Source organism: Variovorax boronicumulans, assembly GCF_009811375.1.
Classification (GTDB): domain Bacteria; phylum Pseudomonadota; class Gammaproteobacteria; order Burkholderiales; family Burkholderiaceae_C; genus Variovorax; species Variovorax boronicumulans.
Genome location: NZ_BKDH01000001.1, coordinates 1,939,585 through 1,954,480, shown reverse-complemented (window position 1 = coordinate 1,954,480; position 14,896 = coordinate 1,939,585). Strand labels below are relative to the sequence as shown.

The 14,896-nt window shown below is 69.9% G+C and carries 4 protein-coding genes; 1 reads left to right on the top strand and 3 read right to left on the bottom strand.

Going from position 1 to position 14,896, the window contains the following annotated elements; genetic code table 11:
• The first annotated feature begins 159 nt into the window (after positions 1-159).
• Complete coding sequence (locus tag VHAB30_RS08820) at positions 160-600, top strand: YXWGXW repeat-containing protein (RefSeq protein WP_062472450.1); 441 nt, start codon at positions 160-162, stop codon at positions 598-600.
• Positions 601-642: 42 nt separating this feature from the next.
• Here VHAB30_RS08820 and VHAB30_RS08815 read toward each other — a convergent pair whose 3' ends face one another.
• From VHAB30_RS08815 to VHAB30_RS08805, 3 genes are all read right to left on the bottom strand, one after another.
• Positions 643-4,488 (bottom strand): prealbumin-like fold domain-containing protein, encoded by a 3,846-nt coding sequence (locus tag VHAB30_RS08815; protein ID WP_159276704.1) that lies wholly within the window; start codon positions 4,486-4,488, stop codon positions 643-645.
• Positions 4,489-4,507: 19 nt separating this feature from the next.
• Positions 4,508-11,635: a DUF11 domain-containing protein gene (locus VHAB30_RS08810; protein ID WP_159278312.1), complete on the bottom strand. Its 7,128-nt coding sequence runs from the start codon at positions 11,633-11,635 to the stop codon at positions 4,508-4,510.
• A gap of 291 nt (positions 11,636-11,926) precedes the next feature.
• Positions 11,927-14,836 (bottom strand): beta strand repeat-containing protein, encoded by a 2,910-nt coding sequence (locus VHAB30_RS08805; RefSeq protein WP_159276702.1) that lies wholly within the window; start codon positions 14,834-14,836, stop codon positions 11,927-11,929.
• Between the last annotated feature and the right edge of the window lie 60 nt (positions 14,837-14,896).

Sequence of the window (14,896 nt, the reverse complement as noted above, 5' to 3'; positions counted from 1 at the left end):
CGGGCCTGTCCGACACGCAGGCCCCGCCGTGCGTGCAAAACTCCCTCTTTGTTAACGGCTTCTACTGCCCTGCCCCGGGCAAACCCGTGCACGCGACGCGCCGCTCAGGCGTTGTTTGGGCTCAGTCATTCACAAATAACAACCATCAAGGGCATCACGATGAAACTCACAAGAATTCTTCTGGCCGCCGCCGTGGCCGCCGCCACCTTGCCCGCCGTGGCGCAGGTGTCCGTCAACATCAACGTGCCGGGCCTGATCCAGGTCGCGCCGCCCGCGCCGCGCTACGAGCCCGCGCCCCGCCCTCGCAGCGGCCAGGTCTGGGTGCCCGGCCATTGGCAGTGGAACGACCGCGCCTACGCATGGCGCCCCGGCTACTACGTCGCGGCCCGCCCCGACTACGCCTATGCCCCGGGCGGCTGGGTGCGCGCCGACGGCGGCTGGCGCTGGCGCGAAGGCGACTGGCGCCGCGCCGAGCGCCGTGAGGAACGCCGCGAAGACCGCCACCACCGTCGCCATGACCACGACCGCTACGACCATGACGACGATCACCGCGGCGGCGGCCACTGCCCGCCCGGCCAGGCGAAGAAGGGACGCTGCTGATAGCAGCAGGAGCAGCTTGCGCGCCTGCTGACGCGCAAGCCCTCAGTTCACCGTCACCCTGAACCGCACACTGCCCGTGCCGCCGGGCGCTAGCTGCCCGGTGAACTTCCAGTCCAGCGGGCCCGTGCCGCCCGGCACTTGTGCGGCCGGGCACGCCACGACCGGCGCAGGCAACGCATTGGCTGGCGTGCGCTTCGTGCATGCGGTCAGCGTCGCCGGGGTCGTGTCTTCCTGCGAGGCGACGAAGCTGGTGTAGACCGGCGTGACGTCGCTCACCGTCAGGCCGCTGATCGGCGTCGCGCCGTTGTTGGTGTAGGTGATGCGGTACTCGAGCGTCTCGCCCGACTTGGCTTCGTTGTTGAGTCCGAAGTCGCCGTTCTTCGTCAGGTTGCGCACTTCCTTCTTGAGCTCCAGCGCCGTGCTCGACACGGTCGTGGTGTCGAGCACGAGGTAGCTCGCGCTCAACGCGGGTGATGCGTTCGTGAACACGAAGCTCGCCTGCACCGAGCGCTTGTCGTTGTAGCCGGCGAGCGCGCCGGCCGGAATGAACTCCTGCACCACCACGCACAGGTTCTGCCCTGTCGTCACGGGCCTGGGCACCGCCGGCGGATAGAGCACCGCAGCGCCGGCCTGCAAGGCACCGGTGCAGCCCGGGTCCTCGAAGATCCTGGCGCTCCAGCCGTCGATCGGCGGTGTGGCCTCCGCACCGGCCACGCCGAAGCTCACTGTCCCGCCGGTCTGCGCCACGAAGGTGTGCGCGTGGCTCACGCTGCTGCCGGGCGATCCGGTGCGGGCGCTGTCGACACCGAAGCGGTTGAGGGCCACGTCGCCGAAGTTCAGCTCGCCGGCCCGGGCTTCGTTCCATGCAAAGGCGATGTGGTCCGGCGCCCCCGCGGCGGTGCGCGTGTAGGTGTAGGTCCGTCCGCCCACGGCCACGCCCGTGCCGGAAGGCAGCCGCGTGGCGCCGACCGACGCCCCCGTGGACAGATGCCCCGTCGGCGTCATCTCCTCGACGCACAGCGGATCGCCATCGGACGGCGACGAAGGCTGCGAAGGCACCTCCAGGCGGTAACGGCCCGAGCCGTCGGTCACGGCCGTGGACCACACACCCGCCGCACAGTTGGTGAGCCGCATCCGCACGCCCGCCAGCCCCGCTTCGCCACCGTTGACCACGCCGTCGTTCGGCACGCCCGCGCCGCTGCCGTTGTCGCTGAAGACGCGGCCGGTGATGGCATGCGCATCGCTGTTGACGAAGGTGCATTCAAGGTCCGCACCGGCCACCATCCACTCGGCAGGAATCTTCAGCACATTGCCGGCCAGCACCACCGGCGGCGCCGACGCGGCCGCTGCGGCCGGGCTCGAACCCGACACCCCGCGAATGGGCGACGGCGCGATGACGTCCTTCAGGTCGCGGCAGCTGGCGCTCACCGGGTTCACGGGCCAGCCGGCAGGCGACGTTTCGGTGATGGTGACCGGCACGCCCACCTTGCCGGTGATCGTCAGCGCACCGATACCCCGCCCCGGCGCGCTGACCGTGATGGTGTCGCGGGCCACGCTCAGGCCCGACAGCGCAAAGTCGAAGCGATGGGTGCCGGAACCGCTGATCACTTCCTTGACGATGCGAAGTTTCGGAGGCAGGAGGACCGCGACCGGCCCCGTCGAGTCATCGCAGAGCGCTTCGTTCGGCAAGGTGGTGCAAAGCGGATCCCCACCACCGCTCAGGTTGATGGAGTTCGTACCACCCAGCGGCCCGACGGCCGTGGCGTCGACCTGTACAGGAATCTCGACAACGAAGCTACCGGGCATGACACCCGCAGCCACGCTGCAGCGGACGACCACGGAGCCGGCGGGGGAACAACCGCTCAGGACACCCGTGGTGTTGCCCGCGACCAGCACGGGCGGTCCAGCCAGTGTGATGCCCTTGGGCAAGACGTCCTCGAGCACGAGCGGCGCTGTGGTCGGAGCAAAATCCACAACGATGTCGACCCGGTAGAACTGCCCCCGCGCCCCGACAATCAATGGGTGGGGCATCGAATACTTGTATCCCAGGATGCGCGGCCCAGCAACCTGTGTGATTGTCGTGCTCGCGCATGGACCGACACCGTTGCACGCGGGGTCCCCACCCCCCACGGCCGTTGCCGCGTTGATCACGCGCGGCCTCGCAGCCGCCAGAGGCGTCACCGGGATGACGAACGACGCGGACGTTGCCATGCCCGCAGGCACCGTGCACGTCACGACCTGCCCGGCCCTGCTACACCCCGAAGGCAGCGTGCCGATCGTCAAGGAGACCGGGAAGGTGTCGGTGATGACAGTGTTCGCCGTCGTCATCCCGGCATTGGTGCTGCTCAGTTTCAGCGTGTAGCTGGCCGGCAGGCCGACAAGAAACTCCGACGCATCGGCCATCTTTTCGAGCTTCAGCGTCGCCTGTGGCACCACGCGCGTGGGCGGCGTGGTCGCATCGCACGCCTGTCCTGGCGCCGTCGTGCAGGCGGCGTCGCCACCGCCGCTGAGGTTCACCGTGTTCGTGCCGCCGTTGGGGCCCACCGCCGATGCGGCGACGTTCACAGGAATCCGTATTTCGAAGGTGCCGGGCGCGATGCCCGCCGCCACGCTGCAGTTGGTCGTGTTCGATCCCGAGGTCGGGCAACCACTCAGCACGCCGGCGGTGGTTCCCGCCACCAATGTCGGGGCCCCGTGCAGGGTGACGCCCGGCGGCAAGGTGTCCATCACCGAGATCGGCGCCGTGGTCGTGCCGTTGGCCACGGTAACGAGCACAGCGTAGAACTGGTTGGGCGCCCCCACCACCAGCGGGCTGGCGCTGACCGTCTTGGTCGAGGTGATGACGGGCGGAGACGCAGGAACCACCGGCGTGGTCACCGTGCTCGTGCACGCCCCCGTGCCGTTGCAAGTGGCGTCGCCCCCCCCCGATACCGTGGCCGTGTTGGTCACGCCGGGCGCGGCAGAAGGCTGGGGCGTCACCGGAATGACGAAGGACGCGGACGATGTGAACCCTGGGGGCACCAGGCAACTGACGTTCTGGCCCACTCGGCTGCACCACGGGGGAAGGTCGCCGATGGTCAGCGAAGGCGGCACTCTGTCGGTCACCACCGTATCGAGAGTGGTCGCGACGCCAGTCGTGTTCGTCAGCGTGAGTGTGTAGCTGGCAGGCTGGCCCACGACCCATGGGGCCGCGCTGGCTTCCTTCTTGAGCGCCAATTGGGGGTCTGGCAAGGAGAAGCACACCACGTTGTCCGACCCATTCGGCTGACCGTAGATTGGCTCGTGCGAGAGCGTGACGGAAGACACGGATGTTCTCGAAACCAAGGCCCATGCAGAGGCCCCATAATTGGATTTCTCCCCCTCAAGATTGCCATCTGCATCGATTTTTACCGGCGCAAAGGCCCTCCACTCTGGGGGCAGTGGATCGGGATCGGGGGCAGGCGTCGCGACCTCCGCCGCAGTGAACGGATAGTGATTTCCGTTGACGGACACCACCATCTTCTCGCACCCATCTACTGGGTTGCAGTTGAGCACGTAAGTTCGAACGCTCAGGTTCTTCAGCGGCACAGAAAAGTTGAACGTGCATGCCTCCCGCACGTTGCGACTTCCCAGCATGAGAAAACTACCCCATGCGTACTTGTCCTCCCTCCCGCATTCGCCCTCCGTGGTGACAGCGACGCCCCCGTAGGTCCCGTTCTTCCATATACAAACCTCCGCAGCCGTGGCCTGCGTGCCGATCACCAGCGAGGTCAGTGCCAGAAAGGCGACGCCGCGCAAGGCATGAAAGAAGTGCGCCACGCCTCTCGCAAGTGCCATCGCACGCGTCCGCACGGGCAGGCAGCGAAGCGCCGTCGCGCAGCGCATCGAATCAGTTTTTTGCATTTTCATTGGCCATTCCTCCGCGACTTCATCGATCGGTCCGGTCGTCTTTCACGAGGGCTGCCGCGCCCGCCGACGCGGCACCCAGCGCCGTCTCGTCGAACTTGAAACGCAGCCGGATGTACGCGCCCTTGCTCGTGTAGTCGTTGGCCGCCAGGTCGCGGTCTTTCAGGCCCACGAAGTTGTAGCCCGCCGACACCCACAGGTCCTTCATGACCTGGTAGCCGACTTCGATGCCCATGGTCTTCTGCAGGCCGCCGCCCTTGCCACGCAGCAGGCCGGCCTGCACGCCCAGGTCCCAGCTGTCGTTGAGGTCTTGCGTGTAGCGCGCCTGCAGCAGGTGCGCCCAGTAGGTGCTGCGCAGCAGGCCGTCGTCGGCGCGCGACCACTTGGCGGCGTAGCGCCCGTTGATGACGGTGCCGGGGCGCGGGTTGTAGTTGAGGTGGGCCGAGACGATGTCGGCGCTGGTGCGCCCGGGCAGGGCTGCGCTGCCGTTGCCCGCGCCGAAGACGCTCGCGCCGTCGAGTGCGCCGGTCGAACTGCCGGTGCCGGTGACGCGCTCGGAACGGCGCTCGTAGCGCAGGAGCGCGTTCCAGCTGTCGGTGTCCACCGGACGGTAGGCCAAGCCGAGCTGGTGGCGCGCCAGGTGGTGCGCGTTGCCGGCGTTGGCGCCCTGCCCTTCGCTGGCGCTCATCACGCTGCGCGCCAGCAGGCTCCATGACGCATCGATCTTGAAGCCGAAGCCCGCGCTGAACAGGCGCGTGTCCGCGTCGTCGCCGTGGCGGCCTTCGAGGATGCCGCTGGCCTTGATGCGCGCGTCGGTGTATTCCACGCCGCCGGTGATGGCGGTGGAGTCGCCCGCCAGGCCGCTGGCCTGGCCGGTGCCGTTGTTGCCGCTGTTGCGCAGCCCGCCGATCTGGCGCGTGTGCTCGACGCCGCCGGTCAGGCGCCAGTGGTCGTCGACCCTGAAGGTGTTGCGCACGCCCGTGGCGGCCTGCGCGGCGCGCCCGTCGAGGCTGTCTGCCAGGCGGTACTCGCTGTACACGCGCCCGCCCTCCATGTAGGCGCTCTCGATGCCCAGGATGCCCACGTTGTTCGACTGCCCCGCGTTCAGCTCGTACGGCCCGTAGAGGCTGGAGACCAGCTCGTAGCGGCCGTACAGGCGCGTCTTGTCGGTGACGGCGTAGTTGCCGCCCACGGCGAGCACGTGGCGGTCGGACTTGCGGATGTCCTGCTCGCCTTCGACGAACACGTTGGCTTGCGGCACGCCCGGCACCTGCGCCGACAGGCGGGCGCGCACGGTGGTCAGGTCGTCGTCGTTGCCGTTGGCCTGGGTGCCGGCGTTGGCCGCCGCACCGAGCGCGGTGACGTTGTTGGCGGCCACGCCGCTGCCCAGGTTGCCGCTGTAGGTGGAGACCTGGCCGTAGTCGAAGCCCGAGCCGCTGCCCAGGCCGGTGCCGTTGTGGCCGTGGCGCAGGCCGAACTCGCCCACCAGCTGCTCGCCGAACTTTCTCTGCACGCTGGCGGTGATGCCGCGGCGGGTGCCTTCGCGCAGGGCGTCCTGGCCGTAGAGCAGTTCGCCGCGCAGCGCGGTGGCGGCGTCGAGCCGGTACTCGGCGCGCGCCGAGGCTTCGGTGCGCCCGGCGGAGAAGCTCGCGCCGGGGTTGTCGAAGCCGGTGCTGGTCTTGCTCGCGAGCGCGGCCACGGCCAGGTCTTCGCCCTGGTGGCGCAACTCGACGCGGGCGCCGCTGCCCTTGCCGTTGCGGTCGGAGTCGGTCTGCACCCATTCGCCGGCGACGGTGGTGTGCTCACCCAGGCGCGCCATGGCGGTGACGGCACCGAGCTTGCGGCGGTTCTCGGGGTTCTCGTCGATGGCCGCGACCACGCCGACCTGCAGGTTCTTGGCCACCTTGAGCTGCACGTCGGCACCGGCCACGGTGAACTTGGGGCCGCCCGCGTCGACCTCGTAGGTCACGCGGATCGACTGCGGGTTGAGGTTCGCATCGACCGACGCGATGGCGCGCGTGAACAGCAGGCGGCGCGTGAGCGGCTCGATGGTGTAGTCGACGAAGCGCGTCACGGTCGAGCGCTGCAGCACGAGGTCGGGCTGGTTGCGGTCGCGCACCACGATCTCGACCTGCTCGCTGTTCTCGACGAACTCGCCGCCCCTGGCGCCCAGGTAGTACGGGCCCGAGGTGCCGACGGCGCGGAACTCCTCGACCTGCTGGGTCTGCGCGGTGCGCGAGGCATACGTGGTGGTGCGCACCTCGCCGTCGTCGTAGACGTGCTTGAGGCCGGTGAGCGAGCGGCTGACCTGGCTCAGGCTACGCACCTCGGTGCTGCTGGCGGTGCTGAAGTCGCCGTACAGCAGGTAGGAGCGGTTCTTGTCGATGCGCACGTAGAGCTTCTGCGTGCTCTGGGCGTCGAAGCCCTTCGCGGACGAGTCGCCGTACACGGGGTAGAACTCGTCGGGTCGGATGTCGCGGAACAGGCGGTCCTTGCGCGTCTTGTCGGAATCGTAGGCGGCGGTGAGCAGGTACTCGCCCTTGACGGCGCCCTTGAAGAAGAAGGCAGCGCGCGCGGCCGCACGGCGCTTGTCGTTGCCCTCGTCGGCCAGGCCGGACAGCTCGGCCTCGAAGGCCGCGCCCGCGGGCATCGCGCCCAGCGGCACCTGGCCGCGCTTGGTGAAGTCGAGCACGCCTTCGACGATGCCCACGCCGATCATCGGGCGCAGCTCGGGCAGCAGCGCCAGGCGTGCCTCGCTCGTGAAGCTCGCGGCCGTCACGCGCAGGCGGGCATCGCCGGGTTCGCCGGGCGGCAGCAGGCGGAAGTCGGCCACGCCGCCGTCCATGAAGACCTGGGTGCCGGGCTCGGCGGGGTTCAGGTCTTCGTCGAGCCAGCGGCCTCGGTCGGTCTCGAGCGTGAGCTGCGTGCGCGCGGTCACGGGCACGCCGGCCGCGTCGGTCAGGCGCACCTTCACGACGACGGGCGTGCGCAGGTCGGCCTGCGCCGAGGCGGGCACGTCGATGTGGATGGCGCCGAGCTTGTCGGGCGCGGTGACGCTGATCTGCTGCGCGGCGCCGCGCACGTTGCCGAACGGATCGACAGCTTCGAGCACGAGGCGGTTGACGCCGGGCCGCAGCACGATGCCGATGTACTCCCAGGCGCCGATCCGGCGGCTGGCCTGCTCGGTCTTCTTGCCGACGCGGCGCTCCTCGACGCCCTGGCCGTTGACGCTCAGGCGCAGCGCCAGGCCGGCTTCGCCCTTGACGCGCACGTTGAGCGAGGTCGAGGGCAAGGTGTCGCCGTCGCGCAGGTCGATGAAGCCGAGGGCGTTGCTTTCGATGCGGGGCAGCAAGGCTTCGAGGTCGATGGGGCTGGGGGCGGCTTGCGGCGGCGCCACCGCGGCGGTCGGCTGCGCAATACCGCGGGACACGCGCATGCCGGAGAAAAGGCTGCCCACGAGGGATGCGCCATCCGCCGCGCCGCCGCCGGTCGCCGCGCCGAGCGTGCTGCCCTGGCTGCCCGACGCGCCGCCGATGAAGCTGCTGGGCGATGCCGGTGCGGCGGGCATCGCGATCAGTGGCGCCGAGTTGGCCTGCGTGGTGCCGGTGCCGGTGCTGCCGCCCGCGCGCACCTCGCCGCTGGCAGGCAGCGCGCGCCGGTCGCCGACGGGGACGATCCGGCCTTCGGGGTCCAGGCGCATGCGCACCTGGGCTTCGGCCTCGGTGTCGGGCACGGCGGCGATGGCCTCGCGCCGCGCGATGACCTCGCTCATCACCGCCGGCGCGTCGCAGTTGGCGACGACGAAATTGGCCTTGTGGAATTCGCCCTTCTTGAGATCGACGAAGCGGCTGTCGGGACGCCCGGCATTGCGGTTGTCGAGCACTTCGAGCCGCGCGCCGGCGGGCAGCGTGGTGGCATCGAGCCGCAGCACGCGGGTGACGGGCTTGAGGCCGTACAGGCTCCACTTGCCTTCGACGTCGGTGATGACGTGCGTGCCGTCTTCCATGTACAGGCGCACGCCGGGCACGCCGATTTCGTCGACGTCCTGCTGGCGGCCGTCGCGCCGGCAGTCCATGTAGACCTTGCCGAAGAGGAAGGCATCGTCGGAGAACACGCCGCCGGTCACGCGCACGGTCCATTGGGCGAGGTTCGACTGCATGGGGCCGGAGCTGGCGCGGGCCCGGTTGACGGCATCACCGTTCGTCGGTGCGCCGACACCCACGCGCACGCGGTAGCGCACCGCGGCGGACTGGTCGATGCCGAGCGCGAGGCCGGGCCGGTTGAAGACCAGCCGGGGACCGGCCCCGCCCACGGGCTCAGCCGTGGCCGCGCCGTTGAGCCGCGCACTGCCGGCCACGTAGGCGAAGCCCGGCGGCAACTGGTCGGAGAGGCTCAGGCCGGTGACGGGAAAGCCGGTCTTGTTGGTGACGACGAGCGCGTAGTCGAGGAAGTCGCCGAACTCGACCTGGCGCTTGCTGCCTTCCTTGCGCAACACGAGGCCGAGCACGTTGCCCGGGTCGAGCGGGATGTGGTTGTGCACCACGTCGCAGGCCGCGCCCGAGGGCTCGAAACCGGCCTTGAGCGAGAAGTGGTGCGTGGTGGGCTCCGCGCCCTGCGGCGACGCAGCGTTCGGGACGATGGCGCCGCAGCGGTCGAAGGTGCCGGGCGTGGCGGGGATGAGCTGCGAAGGCGCCGCGTAAGCACTGCCCGCGGGCGGCGCCACACCCAGCGCATAGGTGCAGCTGCCGGTGACCGGCGGCGACAGGAAATAGAACTGGTAGCCGCCGTCGGCGCCGGTGGTCATCGACAGGCTGCCGTCGGCGTTGGCGCGGTAGACGCCGCTGTCGCCGCCGAACACCTCGGCCAGGGCCATCGGCCGGGCAGCGCCGTCGCTGCACGACTGGCGGGTGAAGGTGACGACGGCACCGGCCACCGGTTGGCGCGTGACGGCGTTGTAGACCACGCCCTGCGGGTCGGCCAGCATGGAGGACGCGCTGCTGGCGCTCGCGGTGACGAGCGCAGCCGACGACGCTGGGGCGGTGTTCTGCGCGAACGCGGCGGCCCAGGCCTTGTTGGTGAACGGCACGCGGGCGCCGTTGCTGGAAGGCTTGCGGGTGACGCGCACGGTGAAATCGATGTCTTCGCTCTGGCCGGGGGCCAGCGCGCGGCTGCCGTCGGTGAGGCCGAGCGCGGCCTGCATCGGCAGCCGGAACGGGTCGGCGCTGGCGGCGGCCTCGCGGTCGCAGGCGGCGCGGCCGGTGAAGCCGGAGGCGATCTGCAGCACGCCGTGGCGCACCTTCGGCGCGCCGACGAGTTCCCAGGCGGCGACGAGGCCCTCGGGCTTGTCCATGTCGAAGGTGCAATCGAGGTTGTCGATCACGCGCACGTTCGGGGCCGGGGCTGCGCCGGTGTTGCCGACCTTGAAGCGGTAGTCGAGTTCGTAGACGCCCTCTCCCACGCGGCGCGGCTGCGAGACGCTCTTCACGAGCGAGAGCACGGGCTGCTGCAGCTGCACCGGCGTGGGCGAGGTGTCGTTGCCGGGGTTGCCGTCGCCGTCGGCGTCGGGGTTGCTGCCGTTGACGGAGTCGTCGAAGACGGTGGGCGGGCCACCGGCGGCGAGCGCGGCCTGTGCGCGCACGGTGTTGAGCAGCGTGCCCGCGCGACCCGACACGTGGAAGCGCACATCGAAACGCACTGTGAACTGGCCGCTCACGGGCAGCACCGCACCGGGCGCGAGCAGGTCCTGCGCGGAGGCGGTGCCATTGAACGCGGCGTTGACCGCCGCCACCGTGCCCGCCACGCCGTTGCCCGGACTGCCGACGATGGCCAGGGTTCCGGGCACCACGGTGTACTGGCGCGCGCCCGGCACCGCGGCGGTCGTGCGGGTGCCGAACTGCGTGGCGCCCTGCCCTTCGAGCACGTCGGCCAGCTGCACGCCGTGCAGCGCGGTCGTGCCGTAGTTGCGCACGTTGACGTCGAAGGTGACGGTGGCCGTGCCGTCGGGTTGGCCGTCCGCGCCGCGGTGCATGCGCGGCGTGGAGGCGGCCTTGGCGACGCCGATGCGGCCCTGGCCTTGCGGCGGCGCCATCGCGATCACCACCGTGTTCGACGGCGACGCGGCGGGCGCGACGCCGTCGTTGTACTGGCTGTGCGCGGTGTTGCGGATATCGCCCGTGTGATCGGCCTTGACCTGCACCGCGAACTGCATCGCGATGGAGGCATTGCGCGCGAGGGCTGTGGGCACGCCGATGGCCACTTCGATCGCCGCGCCGTCTTCGGCGGTGCGGTAGCTGAAGTCGGCGTCGCCGGGCATGCGGAACAGACGCACCGCGCCGGCTGCCGTGCTCTGCAGGCTGCCAGCGAGGTAGCGCGTGCCTGTGGGCACGAGGTCGCGCAGCAGCAGCAGGCTGCGCGGACTGCCGTTGACCAGCACCTGCGTGCCGGTGGGCGCGGCCGCGCCGCCGGGCTGCGCGTCGCGCGCGCCGGTGTTGGTGCCCGAGATGCTGAAGTCGATGCGCGTGCTGCCGGGCACGACGGCCCCCGCATGGCTGGCCGACTTGACCAGCGCGAGCACGGCGACGCTGCCCACGTCCACCGTGTCGCGATTGCTCACGCTCGCGCCCTGCAGGGCGGTGGTCGCGCTCAGCACCACGCAGGCGCTGCCGCTGGCCGCGGCGGGAATGGTGCCCTGCACCAGCAGTTCGGCCGTCTGGCCCGGCTCCAGCGCGAGCGTGCTGGCGGCACCGGGCAGCAGCACCAGATCGGAGGCGTCGACGACGCCGTTGTGGTTGGCGTCGCGCACCACGCGCAACGCCGACAGGTCGAGCCCGTCGGCCGGGCACCCCGCGCCGTCGTTGACGAGCCCCAGGGTGTAGCGCGAAGCCACGTTGCCGGTGTTGGTGAGCAGGTGGCTCAGCGTGACGACGGTCCCGGGCGGGCGGTTCACGCGCTGGTCCTGCGTGAGCGACAGCGCCTCCACGGGCAGCACGCTGGCGATCACGGCATTGGAGATGGCCGTCTCGCTGCGGTCGAGGCCGGCAGGGACGTAGGTGCCCGTCGCGATGCTGCGGATCACGACGCCGCCGGGCGCGGGCGCCGCATGCGCGATCGGTGCGAAGAGCACGGCGAGTGCGAGGCCGAAGGCCGCCATCGCGCTGCGCGCGAGCGCCCCGCAGCCCCACCACCGAGGCACGCCGGCACGCGAAGAAGAAAGAAGAAATGGCACGCGGTGAACCTTCCCTGGCACCTCCCGCTGCGGGAGACACGTCAAACAGTCGAAGAACTCTTTCCTCTGCCGCCTCGAAGGCCGGCAAGGCACGGCTTGCATGCAGCGATGTGCGCGAAAGCGGCAGGGGAAACAGGCGAGGCGCCGGGGCGAACCCGGGCCTCGCGGGAAACAGCCGACGGCCCGTGCGGAACCGTCGGCGGCGCCGATGTCAGATCAGGGGTTGATCTGCACGGCGAAGGTCAGCGTGACCTTTCCACCTGGGGCCACGGTGTTGGCCGCGCTGCCGCAGCTCACCGCGGTGGCGGTCGATGCGAAGACCGGCGTCGTACCGCCAATGCCCGGGGCTTCGCACTGCAACGCAGGCTGCTTCGCGCTCAGGACGGTGTACGCTGGCAGTGCGTCGTTGATGGCGATGTTGGTCACCGGCACGATGCCTTCGTTGGTGGCAACGACCTGGTAGACGATGCACTGGCCCGGCTTCAACTGCAGTGACGTTGCCGCGAACGCGGTGTCCGCCACGCCGTCACAGGTCGCATCGGCCGCCTGCGTCTTGAGGACGCGGATCTGGCCGGTGATCACGGCCGTGATGTCGGTGGCCGAAGGCGTACCGCAGTTGGGGGCCGGGTCGGTGAAGGTGGCCGTCACCGTCGTGGTGTTGCTGACACCCGCGCTCACGCCCCCCGGCGCGAACACACGCACCAGCAGCTTCTGCGCCGCACCGGCCGGCAGGCTTGCCAGCGGACCGTTCACCGGCGTGTCGCCAGCGTCGATCTGTCCGTCGCCGTTGACGTCGAGGTAGACCGCGGTGGTCCAGCCTTGCGCCTCATCTGCCGCAGGCACCTTGGCTGTCAGCGTGTACGCGCCGCAGCTCTGGGCGCCGATGTTGGTCAGCGTGTGGGCATACACCACGGTGCCGCCGGGTGCGACCTGGCCGTTGTTGTTCGGCGTGAGCGAGGCGCCCAGCTGAAGGGCCGTCGAGGTCACCGTCACGGCGTCGGTCTTGACGTCGGAAGCGATGCCGCCGGTCGAGGCCACCGCAGTGGATTGCACCTTGAAGTAGATCTTCACTGCAGTGACTGCGGCTTGCGAGGAAGGCGGCGTGACGCACGCTTCGACCGCCTGCTGCCCCCCGGCGATGACCGCGAGGTTCGAGATGGCCGGCGATGCACAGGTGCCGCCAAACGCCACGAACTTGACCGTCCAGCCTGCCGGCAGCGCGCCCGGGAAACCGGTCGTCTGGCTGGCGGCAAGGTTGTAGGTCGCGTCGATCACGTCATGGTTCTTCACCCACAGCGTGAAGACCGTGCCGGTGCCGGCGCCCGTGTCATGAACCTGCGTTGGCAACGGGCTGGGGCCCGCGCCGAGGTCGCCGTTGGCGACGCTGCCGGTGCCAGTACCAATCTTCGTGTTGGTCAGGTCGACCAGGGTCTCGATCACGCGCTCGAGGCGGTCTTCGGTCGCATCGATCTTCGTGTTGTCGTTCACGGAGCGACCGAGCACGGTGGCCACGTAGGCGCCGCCCACCGTGCCCGGCGGCAGTTGCACCTGCGTCACGATGTTGAGGCTCACGCCGGCCGGAATCGGGCCTGTGTCGGGAACGCCGTCGCCGTTCGTGTCCAGCAGCGGTGCGCCGCTGTCGGCCGCGAAGAACTGGAAGCTCGTGCCGGCCGGGAAGGTGCTGGCGGAGATCGACAGGTTCACGGCATCCGAGGCGCCGCCCGTGTTGAACACGGTTTGCGGGAAACGGACACTGCCGCCCGTAACAGCCAGCGTCTTCGTGGTCAGGTCCTGGCCGGCGGGGTTCGGCGTGCCGGGTGTCGCGTCGAGTGCCGTTGCAGCCGTGGACGGGTTGGAACCCACCACGATGCCGAAACGCGCCAGGACGGTGTAGGCCGCCGGATTGGTGGTCGAGCCGACGGTGCCAATGGCCACCGCGGTGATCGCCGGAGGGGCATTGGCATCCGCGTTCGCGGGGTTGTAGCGGGCCACGTTGGTGGTGGTGGACGTGCCGACCGCCGCGGTGCTGTTCACCAGCACCACGAAGCTCAGCGTCTGCGTCACGTTCGGACTCAGCGAAGCCACCACGGCATTCAGCGTGTTGCCGGTCACCTGGAAGTCGATGCCCGACGGATCGCCGGCCGCACCGTCACCCAGCGCCGTGCCCGACGCACCGCTCCACACGGCCGAACCGGTGACGTAGGTCAACCCTGCAGGCAGCACGTCGGACAGCGCGAACTTGCCCGGCGCGCCGCCCGTGTTGTTGAACGTGAGGGTGTAGACCGAGTACTGGCAGTTCGCGTTCGATGCAAGACCGGCCGTCCAGCTCGTGGCGGTACAGGCAGCGGAAGAGCGCGGCCCGCTGGCCGACGGGGCCGGCCATGCGCCGCCGCCAGGTGCGGCGACCAATGGAACACCGATCGCCTTGGTGACGTTGAACACCGCATCGGTGGCCAGCTTGACCTCGTCCTTGTCGGCCGCCGAGGTGTTCGGCGCGGTGTACAGCGCCGGGGTGCCCGGGGTGGCGGTGATCGTTGCCGCATCGAAATTGCCGGTGCCGGCGGCCGAGCCCGGGATCGTGTAGGCCACGACGAAACGGAACGCGCCGTTGTTGCCGGGCACGCTCTGCGCCGGGGTCACCGTGCAGACGTCCGTGCCAGCTGCCGAGCAGAGCGACGTCGTGCTGTCGGGCAGCCCGTTGCCGTCGGCGTCGGCGAAGACCTCGACGCGCGAGAACTTGCCCGCATCGGCCTTGACCGTGAGGGCGAAGGTGTCGACGCCATTGCCGGTGTTGGTCAGCACGTGAGGCGCATAGACCGTGGCACCGGCCGCGCCGGACTTGGTGTTGGCGATGGTCGTCGTGACCTGGTTGACGCTGTCGAGCGTGAACGAGCCCACCTGGAGAACGGTGGTCTGCACCAGGTTGGAGGTCGCGACCTGGGTCGTCCCGGCGGCGTCCGAATAGCTGGCGGACGCTTGGTTGCCGATGACGGTGTTGGCGGGCGGCGACGCGGCAAATGCAGCCGGGCTTCCGAAAAGGAAGCCCAGCGTCAAAGCTGCGGCGCCTGCCCAGGGCGCGCACGGCTTGCAGCCGCTGGCGCGTTGGGTTGGCTGGGTGGGAATCACGTAGTTTTCTCCTCTGTTGTCGATGAACGGGAACACGAAAGAACCTGGCGGATACGTTTC